This is a genomic window from Clostridium sp. AN503 (genome assembly GCF_040719375.1).
GTDB lineage: Bacteria > Bacillota > Clostridia > Lachnospirales > Lachnospiraceae > Brotaphodocola.
This window is the reverse complement of sequence record NZ_JBFDTP010000001.1, coordinates 1,206,791-1,221,914: the sequence shown is the minus strand read 5'-3', so window position 1 is coordinate 1,221,914 and position 15,124 is coordinate 1,206,791. Positions and strand designations below refer to the sequence as shown.

Annotated in this window: 14 protein-coding genes; 1 reads left to right on the top strand and 13 read right to left on the bottom strand. The window is 53.5% G+C overall.

Annotation, left to right across the window (positions count from 1 at the left end):
- Nucleotides 1-166 precede the first annotated feature (166 nt).
- Entirely contained in the window at nucleotides 167-1,120 is a 954-nt protein-coding gene (locus AB1I67_RS05560) for a choloylglycine hydrolase family protein (protein ID WP_367028812.1), read from the top strand.
- A gap of 171 nt (nucleotides 1,121-1,291) precedes the next feature.
- Here AB1I67_RS05560 and dnaB read toward each other — a convergent pair whose 3' ends face one another.
- From dnaB to AB1I67_RS05495, 13 genes are all read right to left on the bottom strand, one after another.
- Entirely contained in the window at nucleotides 1,292-2,626 is a 1,335-nt protein-coding gene (gene dnaB, locus AB1I67_RS05555; protein WP_367028811.1) for a replicative DNA helicase, read from the bottom strand.
- A gap of 108 nt (nucleotides 2,627-2,734) precedes the next feature.
- Entirely contained in the window at nucleotides 2,735-3,181 is a 447-nt protein-coding gene (rplI, locus tag AB1I67_RS05550; RefSeq protein ID WP_367028810.1) for a 50S ribosomal protein L9, read from the bottom strand.
- Nucleotides 3,181-5,223: a DHH family phosphoesterase gene (locus AB1I67_RS05545; protein WP_367028809.1), complete on the bottom strand. Its 2,043-nt coding sequence runs from the start codon at nucleotides 5,221-5,223 to the stop codon at nucleotides 3,181-3,183. The genes rplI and AB1I67_RS05545 overlap by 1 nt, the downstream gene beginning before the upstream one ends.
- Nucleotides 5,224-5,466: 243 nt before the next feature.
- On the bottom strand, nucleotides 5,467-7,437 hold the full coding sequence (locus AB1I67_RS05540; protein WP_367028808.1) for a complex I subunit 5 family protein: 1,971 nt from the start codon (nucleotides 7,435-7,437) through the stop codon (nucleotides 5,467-5,469).
- Complete coding sequence (locus tag AB1I67_RS05535; protein WP_367028807.1) at nucleotides 7,434-9,074, bottom strand: proton-conducting transporter membrane subunit; 1,641 nt, start codon at nucleotides 9,072-9,074, stop codon at nucleotides 7,434-7,436. The genes AB1I67_RS05540 and AB1I67_RS05535 overlap by 4 nt, the downstream gene beginning before the upstream one ends.
- Nucleotides 9,075-9,085: 11 nt before the next feature.
- Nucleotides 9,086-10,579 carry a proton-conducting transporter membrane subunit gene (locus AB1I67_RS05530; protein WP_367028806.1) on the bottom strand — a complete coding sequence of 498 codons (1,494 nt, stop codon included), beginning with the start codon at nucleotides 10,577-10,579 and terminating at the stop codon, nucleotides 9,086-9,088.
- 14 nt (nucleotides 10,580-10,593) lie between these two features.
- Nucleotides 10,594-12,096, bottom strand: a complete 1,503-nt coding sequence (locus AB1I67_RS05525) for a proton-conducting transporter membrane subunit (protein ID WP_367028805.1) — start codon at nucleotides 12,094-12,096, stop codon at nucleotides 10,594-10,596.
- Nucleotides 12,093-12,485, bottom strand: coding sequence for a cation:proton antiporter subunit C (locus tag AB1I67_RS05520; protein WP_367028804.1), 393 nt, complete (start codon nucleotides 12,483-12,485; stop codon nucleotides 12,093-12,095). The genes AB1I67_RS05525 and AB1I67_RS05520 overlap by 4 nt, the downstream gene beginning before the upstream one ends.
- Before the next feature lies 1 nt (nucleotide 12,486).
- Nucleotides 12,487-13,473: a hydrogen gas-evolving membrane-bound hydrogenase subunit E gene (gene mbhE / locus AB1I67_RS05515; RefSeq protein WP_367028803.1), complete on the bottom strand. Its 987-nt coding sequence runs from the start codon at nucleotides 13,471-13,473 to the stop codon at nucleotides 12,487-12,489.
- Nucleotides 13,454-13,720 carry a hydrogenase subunit MbhD domain-containing protein gene (locus AB1I67_RS05510; protein ID WP_367028802.1) on the bottom strand — a complete coding sequence of 89 codons (267 nt, stop codon included), beginning with the start codon at nucleotides 13,718-13,720 and terminating at the stop codon, nucleotides 13,454-13,456. The genes mbhE and AB1I67_RS05510 overlap by 20 nt, the downstream gene beginning before the upstream one ends.
- Entirely contained in the window at nucleotides 13,707-14,060 is a 354-nt protein-coding gene (locus AB1I67_RS05505; protein WP_367028801.1) for a monovalent cation/H(+) antiporter subunit G, read from the bottom strand. The genes AB1I67_RS05510 and AB1I67_RS05505 overlap by 14 nt, the downstream gene beginning before the upstream one ends.
- Entirely contained in the window at nucleotides 14,057-14,443 is a 387-nt protein-coding gene (locus AB1I67_RS05500; protein ID WP_367028800.1) for a monovalent cation/H+ antiporter complex subunit F, read from the bottom strand. The genes AB1I67_RS05505 and AB1I67_RS05500 overlap by 4 nt, the downstream gene beginning before the upstream one ends.
- Nucleotides 14,434-14,910: a Na+/H+ antiporter subunit E gene (locus AB1I67_RS05495; RefSeq protein ID WP_367028799.1), complete on the bottom strand. Its 477-nt coding sequence runs from the start codon at nucleotides 14,908-14,910 to the stop codon at nucleotides 14,434-14,436. The genes AB1I67_RS05500 and AB1I67_RS05495 overlap by 10 nt, the downstream gene beginning before the upstream one ends.
- Nucleotides 14,911-15,124: the final 214 nt, after the last annotated feature.

Genomic DNA, 15,124 nt, shown 5'->3' with positions numbered 1-15,124 from the left:
TTTAAGTGAGGTAACCTTATCATATTTTTGATAAAAATTGCGGATTTCTGCACAACCGGCACAGATGGGGGCACAACTGGTAACTGGGCAGGGAATGGAATGCCTGAGATTCCTCCTGAATATATATCACTATGTTCCCATTGATCTTCTGACAGGAGGTTTATCCATGTGTACTGCTATTACTATTCAGTCGCCCAGCGGAAATATCTGGTTCGGGCGCACTATGGATTTTTCTTACCAGCTCGATCCCAAAATGTATCAGGTCCCCAGAAACTACCGTTGGGGAAATCTCTGCGGCACTCATACCATACAAAACCGTTATAGCTTCCTTGGTACTGGTCAGGATATCAATCCTGTTGTTTTTGCCGATGGCGTGAATGAATCCGGTTTTGCCGCCGCTGCCCTCTATTTCCCTGGATATGCAAGCTATGAACCGCCGGAATCAGCGGGTTCTTCCAATCTTTCCATTGCCGCCATCGAGATCGTAGGTTTCCTTCTGGGGCAATGCAGCTCCGTCCGCCAGGCCTCCGGAATCCTAAAATCAATTCAAATTGTTGGCATTGAGGATTCCGTGACAAAATCCGTTGCGCCCCTTCACTGGATCATCACAGACAAGGATGGGGGCTGTCTTGTCATCGAAAAAACTTCGGATGGCCTGCATCTATGGAATAATCCCATTGGAGTATTGACAAACAGTCCGGATTTTCCATGGCATATGTGCAATTTGCGCAACTTTGCAGGACTGTCACCACGGCAGAACGAAGACGCCGAATGGCTGGAAGCAAAACTGTCACCTTTTGGACAGGGCGCCGGGAGTACCGGGCTTCCAGGTGATTTTACCCCGCCGGGGAGATTTGTGCGGACAGCTTTTATTAAAAGTTTTATGGAGATCCCAGAGGAACGAAATGAGCTTCCCGCCGCGTGCTTTCATGCTTTAGAGGGTGTCATGATCCCAAAAGGGGTTGTGGTCACTGGACGGGAAGCCGCAGATTATACACAGTACACAGCAGTTATTGATCTGGCAGAACAGGAGTATTTTGTCAGGAGGTATGATGAGCTGGATACTGTGAGGGTAAAGGCGGATTGGTCGAAGTGCCGTGAAATCGTTGTAATGGAATGAGGTGTGCAGGACGGACGCCTCGCTGGTTCGCCGGAACAACTTCGATTCCGCTTCGCTTCATCTCAGTTGGGGGCGTTCGCCTCATAGAAAAAGGGGTGTGGGAGCTGGGAAAAATGAACAAAAGCAAGTTCATTTTTCCCAGCTCCCACACCCCTTTTCCTACCCGTCTCATCACTTGGCCAAGTTTACAAACTTCGTAAACTCCGGCTGCCACAGCAGGTTCACGGTTCCGATCGGGCCGTTTCTCTGTTTGGCAATGATGACTTCCGCTATATTCGGTGTATCAGTATCTTTATTATAGTAATCATCCCTGTACAAAAACATTACTACGTCGGCATCCTGCTCGATCGCGCCTGACTCTCGTAAGTCGGACAGCATCGGACGATGGTCCGTCCTCGTCTCACAGGCACGGCTCAGCTGGGACAGAGCTACTACCGGGGCGCTCATCTCCCTGGCCAGTGCTTTTAAGGAACGGGAGATCTCAGATATCTCCTGCTGACGGTTGTCGCTGTTTTTGCCGCCGCTGCCTGACATGAGCTGTAAGTAGTCTATGATAACCATACTGAGACCGTATTCCAGCTTCATTTTTCTGCACTTGGAACGCAGTTCTGTGATGGATATACCAGGGGTGTCATCGATGATCAGCTTGGAATTGCCAATGACCCCGATGCCTTCTACAACGGCATCCCAGTCGGAATCTGTCAAGTTGCCAGTCCTCAGCTTCTGAGAGTCTACATTGGACTCCATGGCAAGCATACGGTTGACCAGCTGTTCCTTGGACATCTCCAGACTGAAGATCATGCATGGCAGGTTCTTCCGGACCGCCACGTGATCCACCAGATTCAGCACGAAAGCCGTTTTTCCCATGGACGGACGCGCTGCGATCAGCACGAAATCCGAAGGCTGCATACCCGAAGTCTTGTAATCCAGATCTATAAAACCAGTAGGGATACCGGTAACAGTTCCCTGGGTCTTGGATGCGGTCTCTATCTTCTCCAGCACATTCAGCGCCACCTGCCGGATCGGGACAAAATCACCTGAGCTGCGGCTCTGGAGCAGATCAAATATGGTCTTCTCCGTGCCCGCCAGGATCTGCTCCAGCGGTTCTTTACCTACATAGCAGGTATTAGCTATCTCTTCAGTTGTCTTGATCAATCTTCTTAAAACTGCTTTCTCACGGACGATATTGGCATAGGACTTCACATTGGCAGAGGTCGGCACTGTGGTTATGATATCCCGGACAAACTCCAGGCTGCTGACCTCCGGCGGTACATCCTTCTCCTTTAAACGGTTCTGGAGGGTGATCAGATCCACTGGCAAGCCTTCGTTAAACAGCTCCACCATGGACTCAAACATAACGCCGTACTGCTGCTGGTAAAAATCCGCTGCCACTACAATCTCGGATGCCGCAATGATCGCTTCCTTATCCATCAACATGGAACCGATCACCGACTGCTCCGCTTCAATACTGTGAGGAAGCACCCGTTTCATCAGGGCTTCATCCATCTGTCTGTCTTTCTCCTATCACAAATCCTGTACCGGCTTTTATCCTCCGGTATCTGTCTCCTGCCATACGGCAATTAAGCCCTGGGCATCTGCATCTAATACCCGCGTTTAAGCCTCTGTCACTTTGACCGCCAGCTTCGCCGTCACATCCTTGTGCAGCTTTACCGGTACCTCATGAGTTCCGAAGGTCTTGATCGGTTCCGGCAGCACCATCTTCTTTTTGTCAATATCCAGTCCCAGCTGCTCGGACGCCGCCGCCGCGATCTCCTTGCTGGAAACAGAACCGAATGCCCTGCCGCCTTCCCCTGCCTTCATGGTCAGGGTCACTGCCAGCTTTTCAATCTTTGCCGCAAGCTCCTTCGCCGCCGCAAGCTGCTCTGCCGCAAGCTTATCTGCGTTGGCCTTCTGGAGCTTTAAATCATTTAAATTCTTCGCGGTGGCTTCCACTCCCAGGTTCTTCTTCAGAATGAAATTCCTCGCATAGCCGTCATTTACCTTTACGATCTGGCCCTTTTTCCCAAGAGCCTTTACATCTTCCAATAATACTACTTCCATTATGATATATCTCCCTTCTGCAACATCTGGTCTATTACTTCTTTTACCCGGGTCTTGGCTTCCTCAACGGTCACGCCCTCAAGCTGCGCCCCGGCTATGGTCCGGTGTCCTCCGCCGCCGAGCTGCTCCATCATCACCTGCACATTGACTTCGTCGATGGAGCGGGCGCTTAAATAGATGACATTGTGGTACTCAGTCAGCACGATCGAAGCCTTGATACCCTTGATCTCCAACAGTTCGTTGGCTGCCTGCGCACCCACGATCGTCGGGCTCTGCAAGCCATCCGCCGGACAGATCCCGATGGAAAATGCTTCCCGGAACACTTCCGCCGAGGTGATGGTCGCAGCCTTCGCCTTGTAATCTGCCATATCATCCCGGAACAGCTTGCGCACGCGGGTCACATCTGCGCCATTGCGCCGCAGGTACGCCGCCGCCTCAAAGGTACGCACGCCGGTCTGATTGGTAAAATTGTTGGTATCGATCACAATCCCCGCATACATGGCGTCCGCCTCGGCTGACTTGATCTTGATGCTGTCAGCAATATACTGAAGCACCTCCGCAACCATCTCACAGGCTGAGGATGCATACGGCTCCACATAGGAGAGGACCGCATTGCTGATGATCTCGCTGCTCTGGCGGTGGTGATCCAGCACTACGATCGTCTTCACCATACGCAGAAGCTCCGGGGCATCGGTGATGCTGGGACGGTTCACATCCACGACCACCAGCATAGTATTGCTGTCCACCAGCTCCGCTGCCTGCGCTCCAGTCAAAAACAGATCCTCCGGGTACTCCGGATTGTCCAGAAAACGGTTCATCATCGGCTGTACCGATGAAGTCACTTCATTGATGATGATATGGGACTTTTTATTGAGCGCTGTAGCGATCCGGTAGATACCGATGGCCGCGCCAAAGGAATCGATGTCGCTGAGCTTGTGCCCCATGATCAACAGACGGTCCTTCGTCTCCATCAGCTCCCGCAGGGCATGGGCTTTCACGCGTGCCTTCACGCGGGTCGCCTTTTCAAGCTGCTGGGATTTGCCGCCGTAGTACTGGATCTTGCTGCCGTCTTTAAGTACCGCCTGGTCGCCGCCCCGGCCCAGCGCCATATCGATGGCCACCCGGGCATAGTCGTAGTTCTGGCTGTAGCTCTCACCGTTCATGCCGATGCCGATACTCAAGGTGACCGCCATCTCATTGCCGATATTGACTGCCTTCACATCCTCCAGGATCCCAAACCGCTCCTCCTGGATCTGTTCCACATACTTCTGCTTGATGGTGAAGAAATATTTGTCCTTCTCCATCTTCTTCACGACGCCGTCCATAGCGCCGATATACTTGTTGATCTTACGGTCGATGAGCGCTGTCAGCAAGGAGCGGCGCACTTCCTCCACGCTCTCTAAGGCCTCCTCGTAGTTGTCCAGATAGATCAGTCCGGCAACCATCTTCTCATCGGTGATCTCCTGACGGTAACGCAGGATCTCCGTCTCATCAAACAGATAAACTGCCAGCAGCTTCTGCCTGCCGACAACCGCTTTGATCTCTTCCTCCTCTGTACCGCTCACATACATGGGATGCAGGTCCAGACGGAATTTGTGCTCTCCATATGAAGTGTGCACACTGGCTATGCCATCGTCCGTGGCAAGATCCGTCTTTGTCATCTCCGGGAACAGGGACAGCAGATTCTTTCTGCTTCCTTTTTCCTCCTCCATGACCTCCTGGAAGGCCTTGTTCATCCATACTACCCTGCCGTCCTCATCTGCCAGGGCATAAGGCAATGCCATATCCGCCAGAAGCTGCTTCTGGATCCACGCATATTCAGAAGAAAAGTCCACCAGTCCGCCCAGGATCCTTTTGCGGCTGTACACATAGATCCAGACTGCTATCACGATATAGCAGACCGTGAATGCCAGCATGAGCAGCGCGCCCATCCGGCTCACAAATGCCACAGCCACATTCGCAAAAACCAGGAACAGGGACAACAGCAGCGGCCATGCCAGATATCCGTTCAACTGCCCCTTTACCTTTAAGTTTTCTTTCATATTCTGTCTCCTTATCGAATTCATTGAATTCGTTTCAAGCAGTAACCTGTATTCTTCGCTAAGTGTTCATATTATACCATGGTCACTAAACTCGCCCTGCGCCTTACGGCTTTGCCTCGCTAAGTGTCCAGGTATATATTCTCACTAAGTTCAGCCTGCGCCTTACGGCTTGTCTTCGCTAAGTGTTCATATTATACCATAGGAAAACTGGTTCGTCCAGAACAAGGATTTGCCACCCGGAAACTACCCGCGGAAAAACACGCACAGCAGATACCCCAATGTCAGGCACAGGCCGATGCAGAATAACATAAGTCCAAAAGAAAAGCTTTCCTCCACCAGTCTGATCGTGTGACGCATCCGCTCCCCGGTGCTTGCAAGCCTGGCCTGCCCGGCAGCTCTCATTTTGCCTCCGGAACTCGTTCTCTCTGCTGTAGCAGGACGCTGGCTGTGTGTCGTCTTCCTTGCCGCCAGGACCAGCCCGTCCGCCATATGATCCATCGCCCGGCACAGGACGGAAGATACTGCCAGGAATACAGTCACAACCACAGACACCAGATACCGGTCAATAAATCCAAATACCGCGCCGCAGATCCCCGGAAGCGCCGTCGCAAGAACCGGACGGTAGATCAGATTTTCCAGGTCCATCCATGCAGGCCATCGGTCCACATACCGTCTGCCTGTTTCTCCCTCGCGCTCCATGAGCACTCCGCGCACCAGTACCGCATAGAGAGCGATTCCGATCCCGATGGAAATCATGCTTCCTTTTAAATTGCCAAAGGAAAACCAGGAAACCGGATGCCCTGCGCCGTTTACTCCGAAAAATCCCTCTCCCAGATCCGCCAGCCGCTCCATCGTCTGACGTGGAAATATACCAAAGACAGGGAGCAGTACCGCCGTCCCAACCAGCACATTTCTGCTGGACGGCTTCATATAAGAGTCCGACATGGCGTCAAACTCCGCCTGCCGCGACGGATGCTTCTCAACAAACAGGGCCACCGCCAGCTTCAGCATATAAGCCGCAGTCATCCCGCCTGTCAGCAGAAACAGCCACTCCGCCGCCGTCCATACCACAGGATTGCCCAAAATCCCTCCGTACTCCACAATGCTTTCATGCAGCAGGGTCTTACTCACATAACCACTCCAGAGGGGAACTCCGCTGATCCCCAGCGCCCCCATCAGGAAGCAGAAGGCCAGCGCCGGTTTCTTTCTCCCAAACCCCCTGATATCATTCAGCCCCAGCTGGTGCAGGTTCATGAACACCGCGCCCGCACAGAGGAACAGCACCAGTTTAAACAGGGAGTGATTGACCATATGGAGGAATGCGCCCCGCACTGCCAGGACATTTCCCTCCCCAGCGCTTTTAAGGAGACACGCCATCCCAATCCCGGTCAGGATAAATCCGATCTGGGAGACCGAGGAGCAGGCCAAAGTCCGTTTCAAATTCACCGAAAACAGCGCAAGGAGCGCCCCCACAAACATCGTCAGAAGTCCCAGTCCCGCGAGCAAAAGTCCCCATGGCTTATCCTGTCCAAACATTCCGCAGGATACCACGATGATTCCAAACACACCGGCTTTCGTCAGGATTCCGGACAGCAGCGCACTGGCTGGCGCAGGAGCCTCCGGGTGGGCTTTCGGCAGCCAGATGTGAAGAGGGACACAGCCCGCCTTCGCCCCGAACCCAAACAACATCAGGCCTCCGGCAATGTAAAGACGCGTCACAGCCCTTGCAGTCAACGCACTGGCTTCTATACTATTGACAGATTTTTCCAGCGCCAGCAGTTGCCCCGCAGCAGTTCCGACCGCGTCCATTTCCAGCGTGCCGAACAGATCATACACCATAAACAGGCCCATCAGCATCGCCAGCCCGCCGATCACCGCCACCGCCAGATAAGTCTCCGCCGCCCGAAGACTCTCCTTCCGTTCATCAAAAGCAACCCACACATAAGAAGTGAAGGACATGATCTCAAAAAAGAGAAATGTGGTATAAAAGTCCGCAGACAGAAACACCCCGGCTGTAGCCAGAAATGTGAGCCAGAAAAACACATAGTACCTGCGCCGTTTCTCATAATGGGCCATGTACTCTAAAGAGAACACTCCGCTGACACACCACATCAGCACCGCGATCCCCAGATAGACCAGGCGGAATCCATCCAGCCGGAAATGCAGCCCCAAGCCGCCAAAGCCCGGGATCAAAACGTCAAACGGTCCGATCATCCCGCCTCACCTCCTATCGCTGTCAGATACTCCATAAGCGGAGCAGAATGGAGCCCGATCACCAGAATCACCACCGCAAATGTGATGAGCGGGACCAGCATCATCCAGTTCGGATCTGTAACAGGCCGTCCTGCGCCGCCCACCGGATCACCGGAGGCCGCATTTGCTCCGATGCCGGAACCACCTTGCAGACCATCCTCCTTAACAACAGCCGCCTGCGGCAGTATCTTTGGAAAATAAGCCCGTATCAGCACGATCAGCATATAGATCCCCGTCATCAGAGCCGAATACAGGATCACCCCGACTCCCGCATAAGGCAGCCAGCCCATGGAAGAAACGCCCACAGCCGCTGCTGTCTGGGCCGCCCCATACGCCGCTGCACTCCCACCGCAGTCAAAGGCCGCCTGAGCCAGATTCCATTTGCTGATAAACCCGGCAAACAGCGGAATCCCCATAAGTGAGAAGCTCGCCACAGTCAGGCAGGCGAAGGTCACCGGCATTTTCCTGCCCAGGCCGTCCAGCTCATATACATATGTTTTTCCTGACTGGTGCATCACCGCCCCGGCGCAGAAAAAGGAACAGATCTTCATAAACGCATGGGCCACCATATGGCTTAGAGCCGCCGCCAGCCCAAGAGGCGTCATCATTGCCGCCCCAAACAGGATGTAAGATAAATTGCTGATCGTTGAATATGCAAGACGTCGTTTCCAGTGGATCTCCCGCACCGCCATAGTAGAGCCAAACGCGATCGTCATAAGCGCCGCTCCCATCACCACCCACTGCGCCCAGCTTCCGAACAAAAAACGGGTTCCAAAGCTGAAATAAGTAAACCGCATGATCGCAAAGGCGCCGGACTTCACCACCGCCACTGCATGGAGCAGCGCCGTCACTGGGGTGGGAGCCACCGTAGCCCTGGGCAGCCAGCCGTGACAGGGCAAAAGCGCCGCCTTGACTCCAAACCCGAAGAATGCCAGCACATAGATGAGCAGCAGGATATTTCTGTCCGCCTGCGCCATAGCCAGATCCAGCACCCCGCCAGCGATAAATTCCGTATTGCCCGTTGCCGAATACCTCAGCACAAACACCAGGCCGATAAACGCAAACGCAGCTCCGCCGATGGAATAATAGAGGTATCTGCGGCTTGCCCTCACCGCTTCCTTTGTCATGGGGTACAGCACCAGCGGAAACGTCACCAGCGTCAGCATTTCATAAAACAGGTACATGGTAAGCAGATTGCCCGCCAGGGCAACCCCCGCGGTCACGCCATAGGTCATAGTATAGTAGGCGAAAAATTCCGACTTTCTCTGTTCCTTCCTCATATACTCAAGCGCATAGAGCGTGGCAAGCGGCCACAGAAACGCGATCAATCCCGCAAATACGCTGCCCATACCGTCCAGCTTGAACATCACGATCAGATTACCGTACAGCCTGAAAAGTACCATCCTGCCGCCGTCCTCCGGCCTGTGGAACAAAAGCCATGCGATGATCAGGCTGTTGACCAGCACCAGACCCTCCACGTACAAAGCCAGCTTCCGACTGCCGCCCACTCCGCCGCGTTTAAAAAGTCCCGACGCCAGCAAAAGCATCCCTCCGGCGATAGGAAGCAGCACCGGCGCTGCCAGTAACATTTTATTCATAAGCCCCTCCGTCACAGCACGGACGCCGCAATCGTCTCAATCATGGAAAGAAGCGGTCCCGGAAAACAGCCAAAGAGCAGCGCGCCCGCCGTCAGGATGATCACCGGCCCCAGCATCAGCAGAGGCGGCTCTTTTCCCGCAAGACCCCGCTCCCGGATCTCTTTTCCGTCAAAATCTGCTCCAGGAAAAAATCCGTTTATGGTGAGCGGCAGCAGATAACCGGCTGTCAAAAGCGCGCTGACTAGCAGCACCACCGGACCGATCCAGGTGAAGGCTCCCGTACCCGAAGCCAGTGCCCCGGAAGCCAGATACCATTTGCTCACAAATCCACTGGCCGGGGGAATCCCCACAAGCGCAAGGGAAACAATCGTGTAACAGCCCAGGAGCACCGGCATCACAGTCCCAAGTCCCCGCATCTGCGAAGCCCTTGTCCACCCAGTCGTCACAATCACCGCCCCTGCACAGAGGAACAGCGCATTTTTGATCAGAGAATGGAACACCACATGGGAGAGCGCCCCCACAAAAGCCACAGGCTGTAAAAGGCTTAAGCCAAACAGGATATAGGAAACCTGGCTGACCGTTGAATAAGCCAGACGCTTTTTAAGGACCGGCTCCTTATAGGCCAGCATAGAACCCATGAAGACCGTAAGCAGCGACAGCAGGATCCATACGTTCTGCACCCAGGTGCCGCGGATCCTGTCCGGGCCGACAATATAATAGATCACGCGTACCAGCGCCAGCACGCCCGACTTTGTGATCAGACCTGAGAGAACCGCACTGGCAGGTGCAGGCGCTACCGGGTGCGCCGTTGGAAGCCAGCCATGAAGCGGAAACATGCCCGCCTTTGTGCCAAATCCGATCAGCATACAGCACACCGCCGCCAGTAAAAGCCCTTCCTTCCCAGCCAGAGACACGCCGCCCAGCACCCCACCGGGCGTGAAGGTCAGGGAAGGCGAAACATTTGCCAGGAAAAAAATACCAAACAATGCAAGAAATGCTCCTGCCACCGAATAGAACAGATATTTTAATCCTGCCATCACCGCTTCCTTCGTCCGCTCATGCAGAACGAGCGGAAGGGAGGTCAGGGTCATCAATTCATAAAACACATACATGGTCACCAGATTGGAGGAAAAATCCAGCCCGATCAAAACTCCCAGCACCACCAGATAAAACCCGAAGAATCGGGATTCCTCTTCCTCATGCTTCATATAAGAAACCGAATAAATCCCCACCAGCAGCCACACGATTCCGGTCAGTGCGGCAAACAGCCGGCTCACGCCGTCCACATGAAACGCGATGGTGATGGTGTCCGTAAGTTTCCAGAGCGCAAGGTCTCCCCCCGCAGACAACGCGGCAAATACAAGCGCAGCGCTGACAACCAATGAAACAAGAACAGTCCCCACAAGCGCCTGACGGTTTCTTTTCAGTCCCTTTAATGTCATCACCGAGACTCCCATAAGTATCGGCACAAGCACCGGCAGCAGCAATATCATATGTCCTTCCATCTCACGCCCCCCTTTTAATCAAACATGGCAAGTCCGTCCGCGATCGCCTGTACGATCGGCTGGGAAAACAACCCCAGCGCCAGGTTCAGCAGGACAAAGCAAAAAATCGCAGTCCGGAACTTTATAGAACTTCTCGCAGGCTTTTCAGCGCTGGCAGGCTTCTCCATGCTGGCAGGCCGCGCATACAATGTTATCACCATCCGCAGAAAATAGATTGCATTCAGCGTCGTACTGACCGCCAATGCGATCAGTGTCGGCAGCATTTTATGTGGGCTTTGCAGGGCGGATGTGGCAAATAAAAGCTTCGATATAAAACCTGCAAGCATGGGAAATCCAACCATAGACAAGGCTCCCACTGCAAATCCCACCCCCGCCAGCGGATGCCGGTATCCGGCCCCCCGCAGGCTTTTGTAATCCTTCCGGTCCCCCGATACCCCGTAAAGCCCCACCGCGCTGATAAACAGCAGCGCCTTGGTGGCGGAGTGGGTAAACATGTGAAACACCGCCGCGATCATCCCCGCCTGGGTCCCCAGGCCGATGCCCATGTAGATATAGCCGATCTGCGCCACTGAAGAATAGGCGATCATCCGGCGCAGGTCCTTTTCCATGATCGCATGGACTGAGCCAAGGATCATCCCCGCCAGGCCAAAGATAAACAGCACATTGACGATCCGGCTGGCAATGACATTTTCCCGCCCCAGTACCCGGTAAAATATCTTGATCAGCAAAAAGATATAGCCCTTTGAGACCAGACCCGACAGGATCGCGCTGGCTGTGGGCGTGGCATATCCATAGGTATCAGGGATCCAGTAATGAAATGGATACAGGCCGCTCTTGATCGCCAGGCCAACACTGATGACTGCAAGGATCACAAGCATTGGAATCTCATAACTTCCTGCCGCCTCGATCGCTGCCACCGCCGCTTTTGCCGGACTCATCAGAAGATGACCGGTCACATCATAAAGCAGGCTGAGCCCGATCAGAAACAGGCCGGAACCCAACTGGCTCATGATCATATACCGGATGGCCGCAGACAAACTCCGCCCCTTCTGACGGATCATGATCAGGCCGCATCCGGCGATCGTATTGATCTCCACAAACACATAAGCCGTAAACAGATCGTTGGTGTAGATAAGCGCCAGCAGGGAGCTCAGCATTAAATCGATCATGATATAAAACAGGTTCAGCTTCGTCCCTTCCACGTCCCGGAACGTATAGTCCATGCCGCCCACCACCGCAAGCAGCATCACAATGCCAAACAGGACCGCCGTCAGCCCTTCCAGCACTCCCGCACGGATCTCATTCCCCCATGGAGCCGGAAAATGCCCCATCATGTAGGTATAACTCTCTCCCGTACCCATACAGAAAAACAGCACAGCCGCGGACATGGCCGTGGTCACAAGGATCGCGGCCACACTTAAGTCCCTGGCCCGTTTCCCCGGAAGCACCGAGGATACAATGCCCGAAAACATGGCAATGATAATGGAGAAGAAGGGAAAGTTCTGCACAAATGTCATGTCTCTTCCTCCTTCATCTGCTCCTCCTCTTTCGCCCGCATCAGGATCTCATCCAGATCCAGGGAATGATACCGCTCATACAGACGGATCGTCAGGGCCAGCATCAGCGCCGTGGTGCTGACCGATACCACAATACCCGTCAGCACCAGGCCGCTGGGCACCGGATTGATGTAGGCGGAAGCTTCCAGGATGCCGTCGGTCACGATGGGCACCATCCTGCCTTTGATATACCCCTTCGCCGCCAGGAACAGATACACCGCCGTGTCCATGATATTCATACCCATGATCTTTTTGATCAGGTTCCGGTGAAGCAGAAGCATGGTAAATCCGATGCCAAACAGCACCACCGACACAGTCTCTTCTATATTGGTGATCAGGTGTGCCGCCATGCTACATCCCTCCCTTCCGAAACAGCGTATAGAATGCATAGAGCGTACAGGCCACCACCAGCCCAACACAGATGTTGAGCGGCAGGATCAGGCCGCTGCTTAAGATCGCCCCCGGCGTCCCTAAGGGGATCCCGCTCTTTAAGTGGTTCGCCCCCGTAAAGAAGGAATAGCTCTTTGCCAGACAATAAAAAGACAGCGCCCCCAGTGTGATCCTCCGGTAGACCTTCTCCGTGAAAAACTGCTCCGTCTTCTGGAAGCCAAACGCGTTAAGGTACAGGATGAGCCCCGAACCCAGCACCGCGCCGCCGGAGAATCCTCCTCCCGGCGAGAGATGCCCGTTCAGCACGATATAGATCCCGAATATAAGGATCAGCGGCACCAGGATGCAGGCGCATTTTTGCAGGATCACATCATTTTTCGGCTCAAACAACCGGTCATTGGCCTCCTCCAGCCGCTTTCTCGCTCCCTCGTCCCCGCTGTCCTTATCGATGCGCAGCAGCGCCAGCACGCAGCAGGACGCGATGAACAGCACGCAGGATTCCCCAAAGGTGTCAAAGGCCCGGTAATCCAGGATCATCCCTGTAACGATATTCACCGCCCCGGTCTCCTTGAGGCCGCTTTCAATGTAACGGGCAGATACTTCATTGTTGTCAGGATTGCCCGCATTGCCAAATACAGGCAGATATGCGATGGTCCACAACAGTACAAAGATGATGCTGAAACATAGTAGAACTGACATCACCTGGTAAAATCTGCGGAATCTGCGGATGCCGCGGCTTTCCAGGGGATTGGAGGACTGGGGCGCGGTTGACGGGGAGGGCTGGGGCTGTGGCTGCACTGATGCAGGTTCCTGCCCGGGTTCCTGCGCTGCCTCCGCCTCCGGCGCTCTTGTCTCCATTCCCTCTGCCAACGGATCGATCTCCCCGTCCACCCACCGCTTAAACTTCAGCCACCGGCTGTTCTCGTAATTATCCTTCCTCCTGCTCATGGCGGCCCTCCTTCTGGATCGCCCTGATCTTCTTCAGGGTAACAAAAAACAGGATACTGGTAACTCCTGCGCCTACTGCGGCTTCGGTGATCGCCAGATCCGGCGACTGCAAGAGAACCCAGATCACGCACATGATCAGGCTGTAGGACATGAATATGACAATGGAAGTCAGCAAATCCCTGGTGAACCCGACTGAAACAGAGCACACGATCAGGCAGACCAGCAAAATGATCTCAAACAGTTTCATGCTCTTCCCCTTCTTCCTCTTTTCTGATAATCTGGATCTCGCCCAGAGCTTCATCCGTCATAGCCTCCAGACGGCTGATCATATGCCCCGATACAGGAGACGCCGTCCAGAAGAACAGCACCACCAAAAACAGCTTCAGGGCATCCATGGAGAATCCCCGCATGATCATCAGCCCCAGAAACACAAACAGGATACCCAGTGTATCCCCCATGGCTGCCGCATGCATCCGGTTCAATGCCTTATGAAAACGGTTTACCCCAAACACCGCAAGGATCATAAAAATAATTCCTATCAGAAGGAATCCTGCGGAAACCACAAAACGAATCCATTCCCCGATCATGATGAAACCTCCTGTTCCTGTGCCCGCTGGTCCTGTGTGCTCTGATTCTGCCTGTTTAAGTTATCCTCAATGGCCCCTAAGTCGGCTTTTAGATTCTTCTTCTGCAGATACACGCCCGTATACACTTTACAGAGCACCACAACTCCAAGGAAGCTGATCATGGCATAGATGAGGCACACATCCACCAGGTAATTCTCATTCAAAAATACCGAGAGGATGGCGATCACCATGATGATCATCGTTCCAGTCATGTTGACCGCAATGATCCGGTCTGAGATGCCCGGTCCCAGCACCGAGCGGATGATACTGAATATGATCAACAGCGCCAGCACGATCAGCGCACCTGTCAGCAAAATTCTGTATGCCTGTCCTATCAGCTCCATAATGCCTGTTTCTCCTCCATTTCCCTAAGCAGTTCCACAAACACCGACGCCTCCATGCCCTCCGCCAGCTCCCGATCCAGGCAATGGACACAGAACCGGTTCCCCTCCACAGACACGGTGATCGTTCCCGGCGTCAGGGTAATGGAATTGGCCAGCAGCATCCTGGCCGTCCCGGTGCTCAGTTTCGTGTCAAAATACACAAAAGCCGGTTCCGGCTGCAGCTCCGGTGACAGGATGATCTTCAGCACACACACGTTGGCTTTCACGATCTCTTTTACCAACACCCAGAAATACCGGAAAAACAATGGCAGCAGCCGGAATAGAGCCAGCTCCTTTTTTACGCTGTAATCCATGTAGCGGCACATAAAATAAAAAAGTGCGGATGATATAAATACACCGAATATACAGATTTCCACTGTCACCCTGCCATTTAAGATCATCCACACAAGAAAGAACAAAAGATACATATCCCCGCCCCCTTAGGCAAACCATATTCCGATTTGCAACTTTCTTCATATTTTACCACGTAACGGGATTTTTGGCTATCTCTTTAACATCAACCATTATTAAACTCAAATGCAGCTTAGAGGGCAAAAAATGCAGGTGGCGTGTTTTTGTATTGCGATTTTTTATAAAACCAGTATACTAACATCACAGCCAATGCTCACACGCCCACAAGAA

What these genes read in the sequence shown, in the direction of transcription:
- AB1I67_RS05560 (WP_367028812.1), top strand. Translation starts at nt 167, where the DNA reads ATGTGTACTGCTATTACTATTCAGTCGCCCAGCGGAAATATCTGGTTC.
- dnaB (WP_367028811.1), bottom strand. Translation starts at nt 2,626, where the DNA reads ATGGATGAAGCCCTGATGAAACGGGTGCTTCCTCACAGTATTGAAGCG.
- rplI (WP_367028810.1), bottom strand. Translation starts at nt 3,181, where the DNA reads ATGGAAGTAGTATTATTGGAAGATGTAAAGGCTCTTGGGAAAAAGGGC.
- AB1I67_RS05545 (WP_367028809.1), bottom strand. Translation starts at nt 5,223, where the DNA reads ATGAAAGAAAACTTAAAGGTAAAGGGGCAGTTGAACGGATATCTGGCA.
- AB1I67_RS05540 (WP_367028808.1), bottom strand. Translation starts at nt 7,437, where the DNA reads ATGATCGGACCGTTTGACGTTTTGATCCCGGGCTTTGGCGGCTTGGGG.
- AB1I67_RS05535 (WP_367028807.1), bottom strand. Translation starts at nt 9,074, where the DNA reads ATGAATAAAATGTTACTGGCAGCGCCGGTGCTGCTTCCTATCGCCGGA.
- AB1I67_RS05530 (WP_367028806.1), bottom strand. Translation starts at nt 10,579, where the DNA reads ATGGAAGGACATATGATATTGCTGCTGCCGGTGCTTGTGCCGATACTT.
- AB1I67_RS05525 (WP_367028805.1), bottom strand. Translation starts at nt 12,096, where the DNA reads ATGACATTTGTGCAGAACTTTCCCTTCTTCTCCATTATCATTGCCATG.
- AB1I67_RS05520 (WP_367028804.1), bottom strand. Translation starts at nt 12,485, where the DNA reads ATGGCGGCACACCTGATCACCAATATAGAAGAGACTGTGTCGGTGGTG.
- mbhE (WP_367028803.1), bottom strand. Translation starts at nt 13,473, where the DNA reads ATGAGCAGGAGGAAGGATAATTACGAGAACAGCCGGTGGCTGAAGTTT.
- AB1I67_RS05510 (WP_367028802.1), bottom strand. Translation starts at nt 13,720, where the DNA reads ATGAAACTGTTTGAGATCATTTTGCTGGTCTGCCTGATCGTGTGCTCT.
- AB1I67_RS05505 (WP_367028801.1), bottom strand. Translation starts at nt 14,060, where the DNA reads ATGATCGGGGAATGGATTCGTTTTGTGGTTTCCGCAGGATTCCTTCTG.
- AB1I67_RS05500 (WP_367028800.1), bottom strand. Translation starts at nt 14,443, where the DNA reads ATGGAGCTGATAGGACAGGCATACAGAATTTTGCTGACAGGTGCGCTG.
- AB1I67_RS05495 (WP_367028799.1), bottom strand. Translation starts at nt 14,910, where the DNA reads ATGTATCTTTTGTTCTTTCTTGTGTGGATGATCTTAAATGGCAGGGTG.